15 protein-coding genes are annotated in these 20,102 nt (G+C 71.6%); 12 read left to right on the forward strand and 3 right to left on the reverse strand.

All coding sequences use genetic code 11. The annotated features are described in order from the left end of the window. Nucleotides 1-9 precede the first annotated feature (9 nt). Nucleotides 10-771 carry an SDR family NAD(P)-dependent oxidoreductase gene (locus ACU436_RS31015; protein ID WP_459030551.1) on the forward strand — a complete coding sequence of 254 codons (762 nt, stop codon included), beginning with the start codon at nt 10-12 and terminating at the stop codon, nt 769-771. 163 nt (nt 772-934) lie between these two features. After that, nucleotides 935-2,071: an epoxide hydrolase family protein gene (locus ACU436_RS31020; RefSeq protein ID WP_459030552.1), complete on the forward strand. Its 1,137-nt coding sequence runs from the start codon at nt 935-937 to the stop codon at nt 2,069-2,071. A 170-nt stretch (nt 2,072-2,241) separates the two neighbouring features. Here the strand turns inward: ACU436_RS31020 and ACU436_RS31025 are convergent, their stop codons facing one another. From ACU436_RS31025 to ACU436_RS31035, 3 genes are all read right to left on the reverse strand, one after another. Beyond that, nucleotides 2,242-2,613, reverse strand: a complete 372-nt coding sequence (locus tag ACU436_RS31025; protein ID WP_459030554.1) for a hypothetical protein — start codon at nt 2,611-2,613, stop codon at nt 2,242-2,244. Nucleotides 2,614-2,774: 161 nt separating this feature from the next. Beyond that, nucleotides 2,775-4,052 carry a competence/damage-inducible protein A gene (locus ACU436_RS31030; protein WP_459030555.1) on the reverse strand — a complete coding sequence of 426 codons (1,278 nt, stop codon included), beginning with the start codon at nt 4,050-4,052 and terminating at the stop codon, nt 2,775-2,777. A 131-nt stretch (nt 4,053-4,183) separates the two neighbouring features. Further along, nucleotides 4,184-5,152, reverse strand: coding sequence for a patatin-like phospholipase family protein (locus tag ACU436_RS31035; protein ID WP_459030556.1), 969 nt, complete (start codon nt 5,150-5,152; stop codon nt 4,184-4,186). Between the two features lie 595 nt (nt 5,153-5,747). Here ACU436_RS31035 and ACU436_RS31040 point away from each other — a divergent pair. The 10 genes from ACU436_RS31040 to ACU436_RS31085 all read left to right on the forward strand — a co-directional run bounded on the left by ACU436_RS31040 (nt 5,748) and on the right by ACU436_RS31085 (nt 20,040). Next, the gene (locus ACU436_RS31040) at nt 5,748-6,827 is read left to right on the forward strand and encodes a 2-dehydropantoate 2-reductase N-terminal domain-containing protein (RefSeq protein ID WP_459030686.1); all 1,080 of its coding nucleotides are present in this window, start codon (nt 5,748-5,750) and stop codon (nt 6,825-6,827) included. Next, nucleotides 6,824-8,074: a glycosyltransferase gene (locus ACU436_RS31045; protein ID WP_459030557.1), complete on the forward strand. Its 1,251-nt coding sequence runs from the start codon at nt 6,824-6,826 to the stop codon at nt 8,072-8,074. Before ACU436_RS31040 ends, ACU436_RS31045 begins: the two co-directional genes overlap by 4 nt. After that, nucleotides 8,071-10,320 carry a right-handed parallel beta-helix repeat-containing protein gene (locus ACU436_RS31050; protein WP_459030558.1) on the forward strand — a complete coding sequence of 750 codons (2,250 nt, stop codon included), beginning with the start codon at nt 8,071-8,073 and terminating at the stop codon, nt 10,318-10,320. The genes ACU436_RS31045 and ACU436_RS31050 overlap by 4 nt, the downstream gene beginning before the upstream one ends. Before the next feature lie 120 nt (nt 10,321-10,440). Next, nucleotides 10,441-11,739, forward strand: coding sequence for a right-handed parallel beta-helix repeat-containing protein (locus tag ACU436_RS31055; protein WP_459030559.1), 1,299 nt, complete (start codon nt 10,441-10,443; stop codon nt 11,737-11,739). Nucleotides 11,740-12,278: 539 nt separating this feature from the next. Then, nucleotides 12,279-13,241: a 2-dehydropantoate 2-reductase N-terminal domain-containing protein gene (locus ACU436_RS31060; RefSeq protein WP_459030560.1), complete on the forward strand. Its 963-nt coding sequence runs from the start codon at nt 12,279-12,281 to the stop codon at nt 13,239-13,241. Next, nucleotides 13,238-14,485 (forward strand): glycosyltransferase, encoded by a 1,248-nt coding sequence (locus tag ACU436_RS31065; RefSeq protein ID WP_459030561.1) that lies wholly within the window; start codon nt 13,238-13,240, stop codon nt 14,483-14,485. Before ACU436_RS31060 ends, ACU436_RS31065 begins: the two co-directional genes overlap by 4 nt. Next, nucleotides 14,482-16,461, forward strand: a complete 1,980-nt coding sequence (locus tag ACU436_RS31070; protein ID WP_459030562.1) for a right-handed parallel beta-helix repeat-containing protein — start codon at nt 14,482-14,484, stop codon at nt 16,459-16,461. Before ACU436_RS31065 ends, ACU436_RS31070 begins: the two co-directional genes overlap by 4 nt. Nucleotides 16,462-16,483: 22 nt before the next feature. Next, on the forward strand, nt 16,484-17,836 hold the full coding sequence (locus ACU436_RS31075) for a right-handed parallel beta-helix repeat-containing protein (protein ID WP_459030563.1): 1,353 nt from the start codon (nt 16,484-16,486) through the stop codon (nt 17,834-17,836). Between the two features lie 359 nt (nt 17,837-18,195). Beyond that, complete coding sequence (locus tag ACU436_RS31080) at nt 18,196-18,594, forward strand: STAS domain-containing protein (protein ID WP_345608830.1); 399 nt, start codon at nt 18,196-18,198, stop codon at nt 18,592-18,594. Between the two features lie 75 nt (nt 18,595-18,669). After that, a complete protein-coding gene (locus ACU436_RS31085) occupies nt 18,670-20,040 on the forward strand; it encodes an amidase (RefSeq protein WP_459030564.1) in 1,371 nt (456 codons plus the stop codon). Nucleotides 20,041-20,102: the final 62 nt, after the last annotated feature.

Below are 20,102 nucleotides of genomic sequence, written 5' to 3' on the forward strand. Positions count from 1 at the left end.
GAGACAACCGTGGATCTGCAGCTCACCGGCCGGGCGGCGCTCGTGACGGGCGGCACGAAGGGGATCGGGCGCGCGATCGTCGACGGCCTCGCCGCGGAGGGCGCCAAGGTCGCCTTCTGCGCCCGCACCGCCGCGGATGTCGAGAAGGCGGTGAACGAGCTGCGCGGCGCGGGGCACGACGTCGCAGGCACCGCGCTCGACGTCGCCGACGGGTCCGCGGTCCGCGCCTGGGTCGACGCGTCGGCCGAGCGGTTCGGAGGCATCGACATCGTCGTCCCGAACGTCTCGGCGCTCGCGATCGGGCCGGGCGAGGCGAACTGGCGGGCGAGCTTCGACGTCGACCTCATGCACACCGTCCACATGGTCGAGGCGGCCCTGCCCCACCTCGAGCGGAGCGACGCCGCGTCGATCATCGCCGTGTCGAGCGTGTCCGGGCGGGAGATCGACTTCGCCGACGGGTCCTACGGCGTGATGAAGGCCGCGATCGTGCACTACGTGTCGGGCCTGGCCTACGACCTGGCCGCGAAGGGCATCCGGGCCAACGCCGTCTCACCCGGCAACGTCTACTTCGACGGCGGGGTCTGGCAGAACATGGAGCAGAACAACCGTGGGCTCTACGACATGGCGCTCGGCCTCAACCCCACCGGCCGGATGGGCACCCCCGAGGAGACGGCGTACGCGGTGGTGATGCTCGCGAGCCCGCGCGCGTCCCGGATCAGCGGCACCAACCTCGTCGCCGACGGCGCCCTGACCAAGGGAGTGCAGTTTTAGTGTCCCCCGCCGGAAGTCCGACACATGTCTCGACGGCCCAGCTCCCCGCTGGGCGCCCCGGCGAACCGCCCGAGTATGCCGATACGCGCGGCGGCCCGCCGGCACACCCAGCGGAAACCTGGATCCGCCGATACACGCACCGGACTCCCGGCGGGGGACACTAATGCGCGAGTTCCGCATCGAGACCCCCGAGTCGGACCTGGACGACCTGCGGGAGCGCCTCGCCCGCACCCGCTGGCCCGACCCGGGCACCGCGGCGGGCTGGACGCAGGGCGTGCCCCTGGACTACGCGCGCGAGCTGTGCGGCCACTGGGCCGGCCGGTACAGCTGGCGCCGCTGCGAGGCCGAGATCAACGCCATCCCCCAGTTCCGCACCGGGCTGGACGGGGGCGGCGACGACACGGTCGAGGTGCACCTGCTGCACGTGCGCTCACCGCACAAGGGGGCCATGCCGCTGCTGCTCACCCACGGCTGGCCGGGCTCGATCGTCGAGTTCCTCGGCATCATCCCGGCACTCACCGACCCGCCGGACCCGGCCGACGCGTTCCACCTCGTGATCCCGTCGCTTCCCGGGTACGGGTTCAGCGGCAAACCGACCGTCCCGGGGTGGGGCGTGGAGCGGATCGCCACCGCGTGGGCGCAGCTGATGGACCGGCTGGGCTACGACCGCTACGGGGCCCACGGCGGCGACTGGGGCTCGATGATCTCCACGGCGCTGGGCACCGGCGCGCCGGAGAACGTCATCGGCATCCACCTGACCATGCCGGTGGCCGCTCCTCCGCCCGCGGATGAACGGCAGCCGCTCAGCCCCGACGAGGCGCAGGCGCTCACGGCGCGCGAGAACTTCTTGAAGGTCGGCACCGGCTACTCCCGCGAGCAGGCCACGCGCCCGCAGACCCTCGGGTACGGCCTCGCCGACTCGCCGACCGGGCAGTGCATGTGGATCGTCGAGAAGTTCTGGGACTGGACCGACTGCGCGGGCCACCCCGAGAACGTCATCTCGCGCGACCGGCTGCTGGACAACGTCATGCTCTACTGGCTCCCGGGCTCCGGGGCGTCGTCGGCGCGGCTGTACTGGGAGAGCTACGACCGTCGCCGCACGGACGAGGTCCCGGTCCCCACGGGCGTCACCCTGTTCCCGCAGGAGCTGGTCCGCCTGCCCCGGCACTGGCTCGAGCGCCGTTACACCGATCTGCGGCACTGGAACGAACCCGCGGTGGGTGGTCACTTCGCGGCCCTCGAGCAGCCGGACGTCCTCGTGGATGAGCTGCGCACCTTCTTCCGCAAGCTCCGTGACTAGTGGTTCCCGCCGGAGGTTCGTCGGGGGTATCGGTGGATCCAGCTTCTCGCTGGGCGTGCCGGCGGGCAGCCCTCGTACCGGGTTGTACTCGGGCTGTTCGCCGGTGCGTCCAGCGGGGAGCTGGGCCGCCGAGACCCTTGGCGAACCTCCGGCGGGGATCACTACGGCTCCTACCGCGGCCCGTCGCCCCGGGCGGTGAGCCACGCCCAGCATCGCTCGAACCGGGATCCGCTCGGCGGCGACGCCGAGCCGAGGGTCCTCGCCACCACGAGCAGGGACAACGCCACCGCGGCCGGGACGGCCCCGACCACCACCAGGACGACGCCGTCGCCCCTGGCGAGGCCGGTCAGCACGCCGGTCGCGGCGACCACCAGCAAGCCGACGGCGGCCAGCCGCACGGGGACGAGCGCGACGCCCGGGGATTCGTCCTGGTCGGGCGGAGCTGCGCCCCAGCCGATCCGGCGCGCGATCTCGGCGAACCGGCGTCGTTCGTCACGGCTGAGCGCGCGCCGACCGTCCTGCCGTCCGACCCATCTCCCCATGCGTTCCCCCCGGCACGCACTGCGCGCGCAACGCCGACTCCCCCGTCGGCATAACGCTCCCGGGCGCTCCTCGGTTACACGCGGGCATCCCCCGCCGATGTCGAGCTGCCAGAACGATCACCAGTCGGAGATAGTTGCAATCTACTGGCAAGAGCAGCTGATCAGGAGCCGCGGGCCGCGCCGAGCAGCAGGTGCATGCCGACGTCCGTGGAGCGTTCCCTGATGTCGGTTCGGCCGCCCGGGAGGCGGGGGTCCCGGGCGAGCACCTGCCCGTCCGCGGTGGTCACGCAGAAGCAGACGTAGCCCACGGGCTTGGCGTCCGTGCCCCCGCCGGGACCGGCGACGCCCGTGATCCCGACGCCGACTTCGGCGCCGAAGCGCTTCCGGGCCCCGTCGGCCAGCGCCCGAGCAACCTCCGGCGACACCGCGCCGTGCGCGGCGATCATCTCGGCCGGCACACCGAGCAGGTCGGTCTTGGCGGCGTTCGAGTACGCGACCACCCCGCCCGCGACGTAGTCGGACGACCCCGCCAGGTCCACCAGGCGCGCGGCGAGCATGCCGCCGGTGCAGGACTCCCCGGTGGCGACCGTCCACCGGCGCTCGCGCAGAGCACGGGCCAGCAGCTCGTCGGTGCTGGTGCCGTCGGTGCTCACCAGGTGCCGGGCGTGCCGGCGGGCCAGCTCGGCGTGCAGCGTGGCGGCGACGTCGCCCGCGCCGGGCCGAGGGCGTAGATCCACCTCCAGCTCCGAACGGCGCAGGCAGGTGGTGATCTCGACGCCGGACAGGTCGCGCTCCGCCTCGATCTCACGCAGGGTGGCGGCGATCTCGGACTCCGGCAGGCCGAAGTAGCGCAGGGACCGGGCGGCGGGCGCGGGCACCCGGGCCAGCAGGTCCCGCACAGGCTCCGCGGCCAGCGCAGCGGGCCACATGCCCTGCAGCTCACGAGGCGGTCCGGGCAGCACCACGACCGGCGGCCCGCCGGGCCGGGACACCACGAGGCCCGGCGCCGTGCCGACCGGGTTCAGCGCCGTCGCGCCGCGCGGCACCATCGCCTGCTTGCGGTTCGCCGCATCGAGGGCAGAACCGCCGAACCCGGTGCGCGCGGCGAACCCGGCCAGGATCGCCGCGATCCGCTCGTACATCGCCTCGTCCAGCTCCAGCGGCGCGCCCGCGAACGCGGCCACGACCTCACCGGTCAGGTCGTCGGCGGTCGGACCGAGCCCGCCGCTCGTCACGACCAGCTCGCAGCCCTCCTCGACGGCCAGGTCGAGGGCACGGGCGAGGTCGCCGGGCCGGTCCCCGACGAGCTGCACGTACGCCACCTCGAAGCCGAGCCCGGTGAGCTCCCGGGACAGCCACGGGCCGTTGCGATCGGAGATCGCCCCCGTCAGCAGCTCGCTCCCGGTGACGACGACGGCTGCCCGCGGCCTGGTGTTCACGAGAGCGAACCTATCCCGTGTACGAGAAGCGGCAGAGCCGCTCGTACTCGCGAGCACGCAGCCCGCACCGCTGCGGGTTCTCAGACGTCGTCTCGCGCACCGCAACGCAAGCCCGCCACTCCCTAGCCCGATCAGGCGGCGACCGCGTCCAGCGCCGCCACGGCCGACTCGTCGCCGATCCGCACTGCCTCGCCCACGCGCACCGCGTCCACGCACAGGGAACCCATGCCCGCGGAGCGCGCGGGCCCGATCGCGGCCAGGTGCCCCGGCCCGCGGTCGGGGTGCGCCGCGTCGGTGACGAGACGCAGGTCGGAGCCGTAGCGGCGGGAGCCCTGGGCGAGGGAGCCGAGCCCGGGGACGAGGCGGTCGAGCGCACGGGCCCACAGCGACAGCCCGGCGTCGGCGTCGGGGTGCAGGTCGTCGCTCCCGCGGCACAGCAGCACGAGCACGTGGCTGGCACCGCCGCGCAGGGCCCGCGCCATGGCCAGGGGTTCTGCGATCGACCCGTCCACCCAGCGCCGCCCGCCCCATGGGATGGGCGGCCCGGCGAGCAGCGGGATGGCCGCGCTCGCGCGCAGCGCCTGCTGCCAGTCGGACACCGTCTCCATCCCCTCCAGGGTGTGGGCGGTCAGGTCCGAGGCGTCGGTGGCCACCACGCGCAGCGGCGCAGCGGTGCGCCCCAGTTCGTGCCAGGCGAGCGGCTTTCGATCGCCGAGCACGTCGTGCACGAGGTGGTCGAGGGCGACGACGGGCCGCCGGCTGCCGAGCCGGCGCATGTTGATGAAGACGTCCGTGCTGAGGTCCTCGGGATAGCTCGCGGCACAGGCGGCGGCATCGCCGGTGAGGAACGCCGCCCCGCTGAAGCCGCCGGACGACGCCCCGTAGACCTCGTCGAACGCGGGCACGAGACCGGCGCGGTCGAGCGCGCGCAGCATTCCCGCCACGTACGCGCCCCGCATCCCGCCGCCCCCGATGACCAGGGCGAGCCGGTGGTCGTCGGCGCGGGCCCCGGGCGTGGTGCGCGACGCTCTCCGCGCGTGCAGGACGTCGATGACCTCCCGGTCACCGTGCAGGAAGGGGACGGGCGACTCCAACGGCACCCGGGCAGGGTAACGGGGAGGGCCGTGAGGCCGACGTCGAAGCCACGCCGGGTGCTCGGCCGATGACGGCGGGCAGCGTTCACCGCGGCTAGGCTGTCGGTCGGCGCGGCGATCGCCGGGCACCTCCGGTTCCGCTCCACAACGGACGCTCCCGCAGGTCGGCGCGGCGATGCGCCGGAAGAGTGGGGGTTCGCCCGCCCGGCGCAGCGGCGAGAACCACGGGGAGTGACCGCCCGCCGTCACGGCCGCCCGAGGGGAACGAGGAGCGAGCGTCGAGGTTGCGATCTGGCTGTCCACGCGCGCCGAACGGCAACCATCACGCGCCCATTGTCGAGCGGCGGCGCCGAGCGGTTATGGAGAAACGTCGAACGGTCTGGGCGAAACGTTACTGTTATTCGGCGACCGGCCGCCAAATTCGTCCGAGCGAGTGATTCACAAAGTGACGCAGACCACAGCTTTTGGTTACAAAGCGCTGTGACTCTCTCAGGTTGCTCACCCCACTGGCTGATGTCGATGACAGGTACCCTGTGGCCGACCTGGGGAAACCTGGGCATTCGGCTAGCCGCAGCCGCCGTTGCGGTTGCGCTGCGTGACCATGCCCCTGGGCGTTCGTGGATCTGACGGCTGCGAAACCATCGTTCGCCACAGAGGCGACCGGAACGGTCGTCATGAATTGGAGGGGCATTCCATGCAGTCGTCGAGGATCTTCATCGTCGGATCGGGTGTCGTGGGAGCTGCAACGGGTGGCGGCTTCCGCGAGGCCGGCCACGAGGTGACGTTCATCGACATCAACGAGGCCCGGGTCAACGAGCTCAAGGAGCGCGGCTGGGATGCGCGCACCTCGATCGACCTGACCGACGAGCCCGAGTCGTTGATCTTCCTGACCCTGCCGACGCCGCACGAGGGACACCGTTACGACCTGACGGCCTTCTCCGCCGGCACCGCATCAGTGGGCAAGGCCCTGGCAGGCTCCGCTTCCCGGCACACCGTCGTGGTGCGGTCCACCGTCCCTCCGGGCACCACCGAGGGCCTGGTCAAGACCGCCCTGGAGGAGAACTCCGGGATGGTGGCCAACGAGGGCTTCGGGCTCGCGTCCAACCCCGAGTTCCTGCGGGCCGTCTCGGCCGCCGAGGACTTCGCCAACCCGTGGATGACGATCATCGCCAGCCGCGACCCGCAGAACGTCGAGCGCCTGCGGGCCGTGCTCGCTCCCTTCGGCGGTGAGCTGCGCACCTTCACCAACCCCGCCGAGGCCGAGTTCATCAAGGCCGCGCACAACATCTACAACGCCACCAAGATCAGCTTCTGGAACGAGATGTGGCTGGTGGCCCAGAAGCTCGGCCTGGACCTCGACCCGATCGCCGCCACCGTCGCCCGCTCCGCCGAAGGCTCCATCAACCCCGAGTACGGCATCCGCGGCGGCGCCCCCTACGGCGGCGTCTGCCTGCCCAAGGACACCTGCGGGTTCCTCGGCTTCGCCAAGACGGTGGACGTCGACATGCCCCTGCTGGCGGCAGTGGTTGAAACGAATGACCGGCTCGCGGCGATCGTTTCAGAAGAGGTCGACACGGCCACGCACGCTGCGTCGCACGCCCAGCTGCGCCAGGCCGCCAGTGGAAAGGAGACGGCTGCTGCCGCCGTGGCGAGCGGGCAGCAGCTGCACGAGCCGGCATGAACCTACCTGCGTACTACTACGTGCTGGGCACCCCGCTCGGGGTGCTCGGCCTCATCCGGTGGGCCACCTGGCTCGTCCGTCGCATCCCGGCGGTGCTCTACAAGCCGGTGGTCAACAACTACCGGCTCTCCATGAGCATCGTGGTCCCCACCTACCAGGAGGACCCCGAGATCTTCGCCATGGCGATCGAGTCCTGGCTCGCCAACGACGTCCAGGAGGTCATCCTGGTCATCGACGCGTCGGACACGACCTGCCAGGAGATCGCCCGCCGGTACCCGGTACGCATCCTGATCACCGACGTCCCGGGCAAACGTGACGCGCTCCGCCGCGGCTGGCGCGCCGCCCGCTCGGAGCTCGTCGCCCTGGTCGACTCCGACACGATCTGGGCCCCCGACGTCGCCACCGAGGTGTTCAAGCCGTTCGCCGACCCCCGCATCGGCGGGGTCGGCACCCGGCAGAGCGTCTACGGGACCAAGGGGTTCCTGGCGCGGATCACCGACATGTTCCTCGACAACCGGTACTTCGACGAGAACGCCAGCCAGACCCTGCTGGGCCAGGCGGTCGCCTGCCTGTCCGGGCGCACCGCGATCTACCGGCGCAGCCTGCTGCTGGAGATCGAGGCGGAGTTCATGGAGGAGAAGTTCTGGGGCATCCCCTGCCTCTCCGGGGATGACAAGCGCCTCACCACGCTCACGCTCGAGCACGGCTACCTCACCTACATGCAGCGCACCGCGGTGGTGTGGTCGACGTTCCCCGACAAGTGGCGCATCTTCTTCAAGCAGCGCGTGCGCTGGGCGCGCAACACCTGGCGCTCGGACATGCGGGCGCTGTCGAAGGCGTGGGTCTGGAAGCACCCCTTCCTCGCCTACACCATGATCGACAAGGCGGTGTCCGGTTTCACGGTGCTGCTCGGCCCGATCTTCATGGTCACAGCGCTCATCGCGCAGCAGTGGATGGTCGCGGTCATCCTCTTGGCGTGGTGGCAGATCAGTCGCGCGGCGAAGTTCCTGCCCCACATCGTGCGCCGGCCGTCGAGCTTCTTCTTCGTGCTGGGCTACGTCGTCGTCTCCTGGCTCATGGCGCTCATCAAGATCCGCGCACTGATGACCATCCGAGCCCAGAAGTGGGGCACCCGGCAGGTCGCCGTCGAGAACGGTCAGGTCGTCCGCACCGCGGGCGCCGGCGGCGGTATCCAAGACGACGCGACGATCCCGATGCGCGCGGTCGGGGTTGGGAGGGCCGCATGACCAGCTCCCGGACACACCGGCGGGGCTTCGCCAGGATCGTTCTGGCGAGCCTCGCCATCGGCGCGCTCGCCCTTCCCGTCACGGTGGGTTCGGCCGCGGCGGCCATCGACACGTCGTCGGTGGCGCAGGCCACGCCACCGGGCGACGGCGGAAGCGGCTCCACCCCCGGCGGCGACAGCGGCGGCAGCACCGGAGGCAGCTCCGACCCCGGCGACGACGGTGGCGGCAGCGGCGGCGGCAATGGCGGCGGCGGCAACGACGGAGGTGGCAACGGCGGGGGCGGCAACGGCGGGGGCGGCAACAGCGGCGGCGGCAACAGCGGCGGCAACAGCGGTGGCAACACCGGCACCCCCGGTGGCGGCACCACCAACCCGAGGCCCACCGGCCCCTCGCAGCAGGAGCTCGAGGAGAAGCGGAAGGCCGAGGAGGCACGCAAGGCGCAGCAGAAGGCGGAGAAGGAGGCCGCCGAAGCAGCCAGGAAGGCCGAGGAGAAGCGGCTCAAGGAGATCGAGCGGCAGCGGCGTGAGGCCGCCGAGCGCGCCGAGCAGGCGGCGAAGGCACGCGCGTCGTGGGACGAGCGCGGCCGCCCCCGCCAGATGGTCACCGTCCGCACCGACCGCGTCGAGGTCGTCGACAACGGACGACTCACCACCCTCGTGCCCCGGCGCCCAGGCGCGCTGGACCTCAAGGACCTCGACCGCATGCTGCCGAGCGACTGGATCGCCATCGACGGCGACACCGCCACGGTGAACACGGCCATCGTCCTGACGCCGGGCGTCACGTTCGAGATCTCCGACATCCCCACCGTCAAGCTGACCGGCGGGCCCGATGTGCCGGACGCCTGCCCGATCTACACCGGCAGCGGCCGGCTGACGCTGAAGAACACCACCCTCAACGGGGTCGACCGCAACGGCCAGCAGCTGCCGTTCGAAGCGATCGGCCGACCCTTCCTCGAGGCCTCGAACGGCGGCGAGATCAACGCCACCGACGTCACGATCACGGACATGGGCGTGCCCGAGCACGGGCAGGTCACCGCGGAGCCCGCCGTGGGCTACAACCCGGGCAGCGGCGGATCGCTCGTCCGCACCACGCTGCAGCGCAACAACATCGGCGTGGAGGTCTCGAAGGCCCAGGGCGTGCAGCTCGACGGGCTCACCGTCTCCGAGTCGGAGGCCGACGGCATCGTCCTCAACGGTGACCAGGGCACCAAGATGGCCAACCTCCGCGCCGAGAAGAACGGCGGCAACGGGATGTTCGTCGGCGGGGAGAACTCCGACCGGCCGATCAGCGGGCTGACCACGCTGAACAACAAGCTCTACGGCCTGGTCGTCACCCAGCAGACCGGCACGCAGGTCAGTGGCATCAGCACCGAGGCCGACGAGGCCGGCGGGCTGCGGCTGAACCAGGCCACGGACGTCACGGTCACCGACTTCACCGCCACCGACCAGCCGATCGGTGTCTTCACCCACGTCGGCAGCACCGGCATCGTGCTCGACAACATCCGCGCCAACGGCGGGCGCCGGGGCGTGGTGGTCGAGAAGAGCACCACCAAGCTGGAGATCAAGAACTCCACCATCGAGGGGTCGCGGGTCGCCGGCGTCAACATCGGTGGCAAGGAGATCCAGGTCAACGGCGTGCACGTCGCGGACGCCAAGGCCGGCGTGCGCATCGAGCGCGGCGCGGGGCACATCAAGCTCGCCGGCATGACGATCGACGGCGGCCGCGACGGGATCGTGTCCTCCGCGGGTGCCACCGACGTCACGATCGCCGACCTCACGGCCAACAACGTCGAGGACGGCGCGATCCGCACCGCCACCCCGGAGGCCGTCATCAGCGGTGGCACGATCAACGGCGGCGCCACGGGCATCGACGTCACCGGATCGACCACGATCACCGCGGTCGCGATCAACGGTGCCAGCGAAGGCCTGCGGGTGCGCTCACCCGAGCCGGTGCGCGCCGAGAACGTGGCGATCGATGCCACCGACCTGGGGCTCAACGTGGCGCCCGGCAGCCAGATGGTGCTCGCCAACTCGAGCGTGCACGCGCTGGAGGCGGTCCGCGGCTTGTTCACCCCGGAGGGCGAGAACAACATCAGCCTCCCGCCGCTCAACCTGCTGGCCGCCATGGGCGTGCCGCTGATCCTGCTGGCCATCGTGCTCGAGCAGGTGCACTCCTTCCGGCAGCGCCGGGTGGGCGGCAACAAGCGGCGCGTTCCGCCGGCGATCCCGGTGGGAGCCGGCGGCTGAGGCCGTCGCATCATGATCACCGGCGGTGACGTCGGTGCAGACCCGAGGATGACCCTGACGATGTCTCGACCGACCGACGCCCGCACTTCCCGCTCCCATGGCCGAACCATCGTGCTCGGGGTGCTACTCGCCGTCGCCGCCCTCCTGGCGGGTGCCTGCTCGAGTCCGACGCCGGACCCGCTCACCCGCCAGGAGGCCGCGGCCGACGAGAAGATCGACCCCGCGAAGCCGTGCACCCGGGAGGCCTCGGGCGACAGCGGTGGCGGGGAGGCAGGCGGGGCGGCCAAGGCGAGCTTCGACTCGGGGGCGAACACGATCAACCTCACGGGTGGCGAGGGTGTGACCCTGCCGGCGCTGGCCAAGGAGGTGAGCGGCAACGCGCTGCGCGACGCGGGCGACGGCGTGTGGGAGCTGCGCGCCGACATCGCGGTGCAGAACGGGGCGTCGTTGCGGATCGCGGCGCCCGAGGTGAAGTGGCTCAAGCTGATCAGTGAGGACGGCAAGTTCGCGTCGCTGAAGCCCTCCGGTGGGGGCCTGGACGTCGTCGGCTCGTGCATCACCTCGTGGGACCCGGGCGCCAACGCAGCCGACACGAACCTGGACGACGGCCGCGGCTACCTGCTGGCCCGCGACGGTGCCCAGATGAACATCGACCACGCCGAGATCCGGTTCCTCGGCAACAGCACGGTCGAGTCCTACGGGCTGTCCTGGCGCACCGAGGGCACCACCGGGAAGATCACCAACAGCGTGGTGTCCAACAACTACTTCGGGCTCTACAGCTACGAGGTGGGCGGCCTCGTCATCACCGACAACGAGTTCCACGACAACAAGCTGTACGGCGTCGACCCGCACACCGGGTCACACAACCTGACCATCGAGCGCAACAAGGTGCACGACAACGGCAAGCACGGGATCATCCTCGCCGAGGACTGCGTCGACAGCGTGATCCGCGACAACGTCGTCTACCGCAACAACCACCACGGCATCGTGCTCTACCTGCGGTCCGACCGGAACACCATCGAAGGCAACGACACGTTCGCCAACGCCGCCCAGGGCATCAACATCAACGAGTCCAACGACAGCATCGTCCGCGGCAACCGGGTGTACGACAACAACGAGTCCGGCATCGGGATCACGCAGACCTCCGAGAACAACCTCGTCGAGAACAACCAGGCTCGCGGCAACAAGCAGGACGGCGTGCGCGTCGTGAGCGAGTCCGCGCGGAACACCGTCCGCGCCAACACGCTGGGCGAGAACGGCCGCTACGGCGTCTACATCGACATCGACGGCGACGTGGACATCGCGGACAACGTCATCTTCGCCAACAAGTCAGGGATCATGCTGAAGGGCTCGGCCGCCGTCCCCGACGGCACCAACGAGATCTTCGACAACCAGCAGGCCGCGATCCTCAACGACTGAGCGGGGCCGGGGCCGCCCGGCCGGCTCCGGCGCCCTTCACAGCGGCCGTCGGCCGCTCCCCCGGCTCCCGAGCACTCTGGGTGAGCGCGCTGGCCCCCTCCGAGGCCGGCCGCAAACGCCCCTCCCGCCTCCGGGTTGCGCCCGACCGGGCGACCGGTCGTCGAACGGTCGCACCCACCGTCATTCCTGCGCCGGGCGGCGGCCCGAGGCCACTCGAACGGCTGTTTCCGGGATGGATACGGGTGGTCCGACAATTGCCCTGGATTCACCGGACCAGGTGTATTTGCCCGTGACCCACGTCACAGCGTTGGTTACGGATGGTTGAACGGCATTGGTCATGGCCGTCGCCCACGAGGCCCTCATAAGACTCACAACTCTCCCCTGAGCTGCCTGGACAGGCTACTGGCGCCCCAATAGCCCACAGTGCGCAGATACGCAGGGTAGTTACCGGCTACACGATCGTGGAGCCGCTCGATTGCGCAACCATCTCCCTGACGCGACAGGTTCGGCCGCTCAGAAATAGGGGAAGGTGCAATTTCATGCAGTCGTCGAGGATCTTCATCGTGGGTTCGGGGGTCGTCGGAACGGCGACGGGTGAGGGCTTCCTGGCGGCGGGTCACGAGGTCACGTTCGTCGACATCGCCGCGGCCCGGGTGCGTGAGCTGCGCGAGCGCGGCCTGGACGTGCGCACCGAGATCGACCTGTCGGCCGAGCCGGACTCGCTCCTCTTCCTCACCCTCCCCACGCCCAATGACGGACACCGCTACGACCTGACCGCGTTCGCCGCCGGCACCGCCTCCGTCGGTCGCGCCCTGGCCACCGCGCCGGCGCACCACACCGTGGTCGTGCGGTCCACCGTGCCGCCCGGCACCACCGACGGCCTGGTCCGCACGGTGCTCGAGGAACAGTCCGGCCGGCCCGCGGGCGAGGGCTTCGGGCTGGCCTCGAACCCCGAGTTCCTGCGCGCGGTGTCCGCCGCCGAGGACTTCGCGAACCCCTGGATGACCGTGATCGCCAGCCGCGACCGGCGGACGCTGGAGCGGCTGCACGACCTGCTCGCTCCCTTCGGCGGTGAGCTGCGCACCTTCACCAACCCCGCCGAGGCCGAGTTCATCAAGGCCGCGCACAACATCTACAACGCCACCAAGATCAGCTTCTGGAACGAGATGTGGCTGGTGGCCCAGAAGCTCGGCCTGGACCTCGACCCGATCGCCGCCACCGTCGCCCGCTCCGCCGAAGGCTCCATCAACCCCGAGTACGGCATCCGCGGCGGCGCCCCCTACGGCGGCGTCTGCCTGCCCAAGGACACCTGCGGGTTCCTCGGCTTCGCCGAGACGGTGGACGTCGACATGCCCCTGCTGGCGGCAGTGGTGGAGACCAACGACCACCTGGCCGCGATCGTCGCCCACGAGGTCGACACCGCCAGCCACGCGGCAGGGGCCGACCAGCTCCGCGCCCGCGCCATGGCGGGCGCCGACCGGCAGCAGCGCGAGCCGGCATGAACCTTCCCGTCTACTACTACGTGCTGGGCACCCCGCTGGGGCTGCTCGGCCTGTTCCGCTGGGGCTGTTGGCTCGTGCGGCGCATCCCGGCGGTGCTCTACCAGCCCGCCCTGGACGAGCACCGCCTGTCCATCAGCCTGGTCGTGCCGGTCTACCAGGAGGACCCGCACGTCTTCGCCGCGGCGATCGAGTCGTGGCTCGCCAACGACGTCGAAGAGATCATCCTCGTGATCGACGCCTCGGACCGGATCTGCCAGGAGATCGCCCGCCGCTACCCGGTGTCGGTGGTGGTCACCACCGTGCCCGGCAAGCGGGACGCGCTGCGGCGGGGCTGGCGCAAGGCGACGACCGACCTGGTGGCGCTCGTCGACTCGGACACCGTCTGGGCCCCTGACGTCGCCACCGAGGTGTGCAAGCCGTTCGCCGACCCCCGCATCGGCGGGGTCGGCACCCGGCAGTCCGTCTACGGCGGGCGCGGGTTCCTGGCGCGGATCACCGACATGTTCCTCGACCACCGCTACTTCGACGAGAACGCCAGCCAGACCTACCTGGGCAAGGCGGTCTCGTGCCTCTCCGGCCGGACCGCGGTGTACCGCCGCACGATCCTGCTGGACATCGAGGACGACTTCATGGACGAGACGTTCTGGGGTGTGCCCTGCCTGTCGGGGGACGACAAGCGCCTCACGACGCTCATCCTCGAACGCGGCCACCTCACGTACATGCAGCGCACCGCTGAGGTCTGGTCGACGTTCCCGGACCGGTGGCGGATCTTCTTCCGGCAGCGGCTGCGCTGGGCGCGCAACACCTGGCGTTCGGACCTGCGGGCGCTGTCGCGGCGCTGGGTGTGGCAACACCCGTTCCTCGCCTACACGATGATCGACAAGGCGGTCAGCGGATTCACGCTCCTGCTGGGCCCGATCTTCATGGTCGTCGCGCTCGTCCACCAGAACTGGATCTTCGCGGCCGTGCTCGCGCTCTGGTGGCAGATCAGCCGGTCGGCCAAGCTGCTGCCGCACATCCGGCGCAGGCCGTCCAGCTTCTTCCTCGTGCCCGGCTACGTCTTCGTGTCCTGGGTCATGGCCCTGATCAAGATCCAGGCGCTGCTCACGGTCCGCCGCCAGCGCTGGCTCACCCGCCAGGTCGCCGTCGAGAACGGCGAGGTGGTGCGCACGTCGCAGCCACCGCAGGAACAGGCCCAGCAGCCGCAGACGCCGGCCGAGCCGCGCACGGGGGCGACGGTATGACCGGCCGCCACCGGTCCGGCCGGCTGATCGCCGCAGGGGCGGTGCTCGGGATCGTCGGTGTCCTGCTGAGCGCCGAGGTGTTGCCCGGGATCGCGAACGCGGCACCCGCCCCGACGCGGACCGCGGCGCCTGCCGCGGCGGCGCTGCCGGCTCAGCAGCCACCCCCCGACGGCTCGCAAGGACCCTCCGCCGCCGAGCGCGCCGCTGCGGCGGCCAAGGCGCGGGCGCAGGCCGCGGCGCGGGCAGCCAGGGCGGCAGCCAAGCGCGCCGAGGCCGCCCGGAAGGTCCGCGTGACATGGGACAAGCGGGGCCGGCCACACCGGATGGCGATCGTGCGCTCGAACCGGATCGACGTGGCGACCGACGGGCGACTCACCCGCCAGGCCGGTCGGGGCGGCGGAGCCAACACGATCACCACGCTCGACCGGGCGCTGCCCAGCGACTGGCTCACGACGTCGGACGGCACGGCCACCCTCAGCGCGATGATCGTGCTCACCCCCGGGACCACGCTGGACGTCAGCGACCCGATCAAGCGGCTGGAGCTGGTCGGCGGGGCCACGCCGCAGGACGCGGCGGCGATCTTCACCGGCAGTGGTGGCGTCTCGCTGAAGGGCGTCACCGTCACGTCGATCGACCCCGCCACCCGGCAGGCCGTGGCGCCCACGTCACCGGGCCGGCCCTATTTCTCCGTGTCCGGGCGCGGCCGGTTCGAATCGGTCGACTCCACGATCAGCGACCTCGGCACCGCGTCCACCGGTGTCAACGGGGGGCAGGCCGGCGTGACGTTCAACCGCGGTGCCACCGGCTCGCTGGTGCGCACCACGGTGCAGCGCAACACCACGGGCGTGGAGCTGTCCCGTTCCGACGCGGTGCACCTCGAGGACGTCACGTTCACCGAGTCGGTCGGGGACGGGCTCGTCCTCACCGGCGACCGCGGCACCACCATGAGCGGCATCCAGGCCGTCGGCAACGGCGACAACGGGGTGGTGGTCTCCGGGGAGAGCACCGGCCGGCCGGTCACCGGCATCACGACCAACGGCAACGGCGGCTACGGCGTGGTCGTGGTCGGGCAGACGGGCGGCGAGCTCTCCGGGATCGACACGTCGAGCGACCAGGCAGGCGGACTGCGGATCAACCGCACGACCGACCTGCACGTCACCGACTTCAGCGCCACCGAACAGCCCGCAGGCATCTACGTCCACGTCAGCAGCGCCCGGATCGCACTCGACCACATCCGGGCAACGGGCGGCCGGCGCGGCATCGTGATCGAGAAGAGCACCGACGGCCTCGAACTGCGGGACTCGACGATCGACGGCGCCCGCGTCGCCGGTGTCGGGATCGGCGGCAAGCACATCCTCCTGAGCGGTGTGCAGGTCCGCGACTCGCGCGCCGCGGTCCGGGTCGAGCGCGGCGCGGTTTCCGTACGGCTGGCGGGGCTGGTCCTCGACGGTGGCCGGGACGGCGTCGTGGCAACCCCGGGCACCACCGGCGTGGTGATCGCAGACCTCGTGGCGCGCAACGTGCAGTCGGACTCCATCCGCACCGCCAGCACGGACGCGGAGATCATCGGCGGCCGCATCACCGGCGGCACCACCGCCATCGACGTCGCCGCGGCCACCACGATCTCGGGCGTCACGATCGACGGTGCTTCGGAGGGCATCCACTCGCGCTCACCGGACATCGTGCGCGCCGACGAGGTGCGCATCGACACCCTGGACCTGGGCATCAACGCCCTGCCCGGAAGCCCGTTCCACCTGACCGGGTCCAGCGTGCACGCGCTCGAGGCGCTGCGCGGGCCGATCCAGCAGCACGGGACGAACGACCTCAGCCTGCCGCCGCTCAACCTGCTGAGCGCGATCGGCGTGCCGCTGATCCTGCTGGCCATCGTGCTCGAACAGGTGCACACCAGCAGGCAACGGCGGGCGGGCGTCCGCAGGCGCCGGGTGCCACCGGTGCCCGTCGGCGCGACCAGCTGACCGTGCCCGGCCGAGGAGGACCATGAAGACCTCGCAGATCCCGGCCCGTGCCGCCCTCCTCGTGGCGACGCTCGGGGTGCTGGGCGGCGCGACCCTGCTCGCCGTGATCGGGAGCATCCCGCCCTCACCGCCGGAACTGGTGCGGCACGAGCTGGCAGCGGCGGTCCCGGTCGACCCGGCGCACCCCTGCACCCGTGAAGCGGCCGAGGCACCGGCGGCACCCCAGCCGAGCGGGGTGGAGGCCCACTTCGACCCGGCCCAGAACGCCGTGGTGGTCACCGCGGGGCAGGGCGCGACGCTGCCCGCACTGGCGCAGGCGTTGGGGAACCCGGACCTGCTGCGCGAGGAGGCGCCGGGCGAGTGGCTGCTCGGCGCGGACCTCGCCCTGATGCAGGGCAGCTCGGTGAACATCTCCGCCCCGACGACGCGCTGGCTCAAGCTGCTGAGCACCGCCGGGCGGTACGCCTCGGTGAAGGCGTTCGGAGGTGGCATCGACGTGAGCGGCGCCTGCATCACGTCGTGGGACCCCGCCAAGGGCACCGCCGACACGGAACCCGCCGACGGCCGCGGCTTCCTGCTGGCCCGCGACGGCGCCCAGATGAACATCGACCACGCCGAGATCCGCTACCTCGGCCACGGAGAGGTCGAGTCCTACGGCCTGTCCTGGCGCACGGAGGGCACCGGCGGAAAGATCACGAACAGCATCGTGTCCAACAACTACTTCGGGCTCTACAGCTACGAGGTGGGCGGCCTCGTCATCACCGACAACGAGATCCACGACAACGTCCTCTACGGCGTCGACCCGCACACCGGGTCACACAACCTGACCATCGAACGCAACACCGTTCACGACAACGGCAAGCACGGGATCATCCTGGCCGAGGACTGCGTCGACAACGTCATCCGCGACAACGTCGTCTACCACAACAACCACCACGGCATCGTGCTCTACCTGCGGTCCGACCGGAACACCATCGAAGGCAACGACACGTTCGCCAACGCCGCGCAGGGCATCAACGTCAACGAGGCCAACGAGAACGTCATCCGCGACAACCGCGTCTACGACAACAACGAGTCCGGCATCGGGATCACCCAGACGTCCCAGAACAACCTCGTCGAGAACAACCAGAGCCGCGGGAACCACCAGGACGGGATCCGCGTCGTCAGCGAGGCGGCACTCACCACGCTCCGCGCGAACACGCTCGGCGAGAACGGGCGGTACGGCGTCTACGTCGACATCGACGGCGACGTGGACATCGCCGGGAACCTCATCTTCGCCAACCGCTCGGGAATCATGCTGAAGGGCTCCGCCGTCGTCCCCGACGGCGACAATGCGATCTTCGACAACCTCGAGAGGGCGGTCATCGCGGGCTAGGCTCCGGCCGCAGCGAGCGGCGTCCAGGTAGCGTCCCCGGACCGATGCCCTCGATCGCCGACCGGGAACTGCTTGATCAGCGGATCGGTGCATCCACGGCCGCATGTGGCCGCCCTCGCACCAGGCGGCCGATCATGGCCCCACCGTCCAAGGCGGCGCGCAGCAGGCCCGGGTTGTCAGGGCGCTCCCAGGAGGCACCGGTGCGAGTCGGCACGGCCCTGATCAGGACTTCCGCGATGACCCGGCCGTACGAGGGGGGTGTTGTTGTGCCTCCCGGAGGCCGTCCGTAGGGTTGAACAGCGGCCCGCGAGGACAGACCGCACTCCGAGTCCACGACCCACATCGAGGAGCCGGTGCGCATGAGCGGCGACATCCCCGCCGACCACGGAACCACGGACGACAACGACGAGATCGGCGAGGTCGTACGGTTCGACGTGGTCAGTCACGGCCCCGACGCCCGGGTCGTGCACGTCGTCGGGGAGATCGACACCCTCACCGCGCCGGTGCTGCGTACGCGGCTCGACGAGCAGGTCGCGGCCGTGCCGCTGCTCGTGCTCGACCTCACCGACGTCACGTTCCTCGGGTCGGCCGGCCTCGCCGTGCTCGTCGCGGCCAAGGACGAGGCCGACCGCAGGCGGCACACGCTGCGGCTCGTGCCCGGCTCGCGGATCGTCACCCGGGCGCTGGAGGCCACCGGGCTGCTGGGGATCTTCGACATCGCGGAGGGTGTGCCGCAGGCGCTCGAGCCCGCGGGCTGAGCCCGACACCCCCGACCGGGGGTCTGCGCGGCGGGTCATCCCCATGATCAGCGCTTTTGGTGCCATGGTGGGCGGATGGACGCCCCCGACCTGACCGGGCTCACCGCGGCCGAGATCGTGTTGCGGGTGCGTGACGGGCGCAGCAGCGCGGTCGACGTCGCCCGCGCCCACCTGGCCAGGATCGCCGAGAACGACCCGGACGTCGGCGCGTTCGCCGAACACGACCCGGTCCGCGTGCTCGCCGAGGCCGGCGGTGTGGACGCCCGCGCCGACCGCTTCGCGCTGCCCCTGGCGGGCGTGCCGGTCGCCGTGCCCGACGACGTCGACGTCTCGGGCTACCCCACCCGTCACGGGTCGGCCGCCACGTCCTCCGACCCGGCCCGCCGCGACGACGAGCTGGTGAAGCGGCTGCGCGCCGCGGGCGCCGTCGTCGTCGGGAAGGTGCGCATGCCCGAGCTAGGTGTGTGGGCGTTCACGCAGGCCACCCAGGCGGCGCCGCGCAACCCGCTCGACCTCTCGCTCGACCCGGGCGGCTCCGGTGCCGCCGCGGCCGTCGCGGCCCGGATGGCGGTGCTGGCACTCGCGACCGACGGCGGCGGTGCGGCGCGGGTGCCCGCGGCCTGCTGCGGCCTCGTCGGGCTCAAGCCCGGCCCGGACGTGGTGCCGCTGCCCCGCGGGGCCGAGGAGCACTGGTGCGGGCTCGGCGCCACCGGGCCCATCGCCCGCACCGCCGAGGACGCCGCGCTGCTGCTGAGCGTGCTCACCGGCGACCCGGTCGACCTGGACCGGCAGGGCCCGCGCCGCATCGCGCTCTCGCTGCGCGCGCCGTGGCCGTCCCGCGGTCCGCACGCCGACCACCGGGCCGCCGCGATCGGCGCGGCCGCCCGGCTGCGGGCCGGGCCCGGCGGCGCGATCGTCACCTTCGCCGACCCGCCCTACCCACGCGGGCTCGCCGCCCAGTGGATGCGCCGCTGGCAGGCCGGCGTGGCCCGGCACGCCGAGGCGCTCGACCTCGACATGGGCGCCGCGGAACGGTGCACCGCCACCGTCGTGCGCAAGGGCCGCCGCCTCCTGCGTCTCGCCCCGCCCCGGCCGGACATCGCCGACGCCTGGCGCGAACGCGTGCTCGGCTGGATGGACGAAGGCGACTTCGACGTGCTGCTCGGCCCCGCCACCTCGCAGCCGGCGCTGCGCGCGGGCGCCATGCTCGGGCACGGTTACACCTCGAGCCTCCTGACCACGGCCTCCCGGCTCTCCTGCACCCCCGCCTGGAACCTCGCCGGCCTGCCCGCTGTGGTGGCCCCGGTCCTCATCGGCGGGCGCCCGGTGGGCGTGCAGCTGGTGGGCCGCCCCGGCGCGGAAGCCGACCTGCTCGCGGCAGCGGCGAAACTGGAGCGGCGCTCGGTGCCGATGGCGCGGGCCGCGGCGCCGAGGGTGTACGCCTAGGTACGACAGCCGGAGTTCGTGATGGTGCCCGGCGCAGCGTCGCTGGTGGCGTGGGTTCCGCC

This window comes from Pseudonocardia wallangbongensis (assembly GCF_054486945.1).

Excerpts from the sequence above, each read along its gene's own strand:
- ACU436_RS31020 (WP_459030552.1), top strand. The coding sequence starts at position 935 with ATGCGCGAGTTCCGCATCGAGACCCCCGAGTCGGACCTGGACGACCTG.
- ACU436_RS31025 (WP_459030554.1), bottom strand. The coding sequence starts at position 2,613 with ATGGGGAGATGGGTCGGACGGCAGGACGGTCGGCGCGCGCTCAGCCGT.
- ACU436_RS31040 (WP_459030686.1), top strand. The coding sequence starts at position 5,748 with ATGCCCCTGGGCGTTCGTGGATCTGACGGCTGCGAAACCATCGTTCGC.
- ACU436_RS31045 (WP_459030557.1), top strand. The coding sequence starts at position 6,824 with ATGAACCTACCTGCGTACTACTACGTGCTGGGCACCCCGCTCGGGGTG.
- ACU436_RS31050 (WP_459030558.1), top strand. The coding sequence starts at position 8,071 with ATGACCAGCTCCCGGACACACCGGCGGGGCTTCGCCAGGATCGTTCTG.
- ACU436_RS31060 (WP_459030560.1), top strand. The coding sequence starts at position 12,279 with ATGCAGTCGTCGAGGATCTTCATCGTGGGTTCGGGGGTCGTCGGAACG.
- ACU436_RS31065 (WP_459030561.1), top strand. The coding sequence starts at position 13,238 with ATGAACCTTCCCGTCTACTACTACGTGCTGGGCACCCCGCTGGGGCTG.
- ACU436_RS31070 (WP_459030562.1), top strand. The coding sequence starts at position 14,482 with ATGACCGGCCGCCACCGGTCCGGCCGGCTGATCGCCGCAGGGGCGGTG.
- ACU436_RS31075 (WP_459030563.1), top strand. The coding sequence starts at position 16,484 with ATGAAGACCTCGCAGATCCCGGCCCGTGCCGCCCTCCTCGTGGCGACG.
- ACU436_RS31080 (WP_345608830.1), top strand. The coding sequence starts at position 18,196 with ATGAGCGGCGACATCCCCGCCGACCACGGAACCACGGACGACAACGAC.
- ACU436_RS31085 (WP_459030564.1), top strand. The coding sequence starts at position 18,670 with ATGGACGCCCCCGACCTGACCGGGCTCACCGCGGCCGAGATCGTGTTG.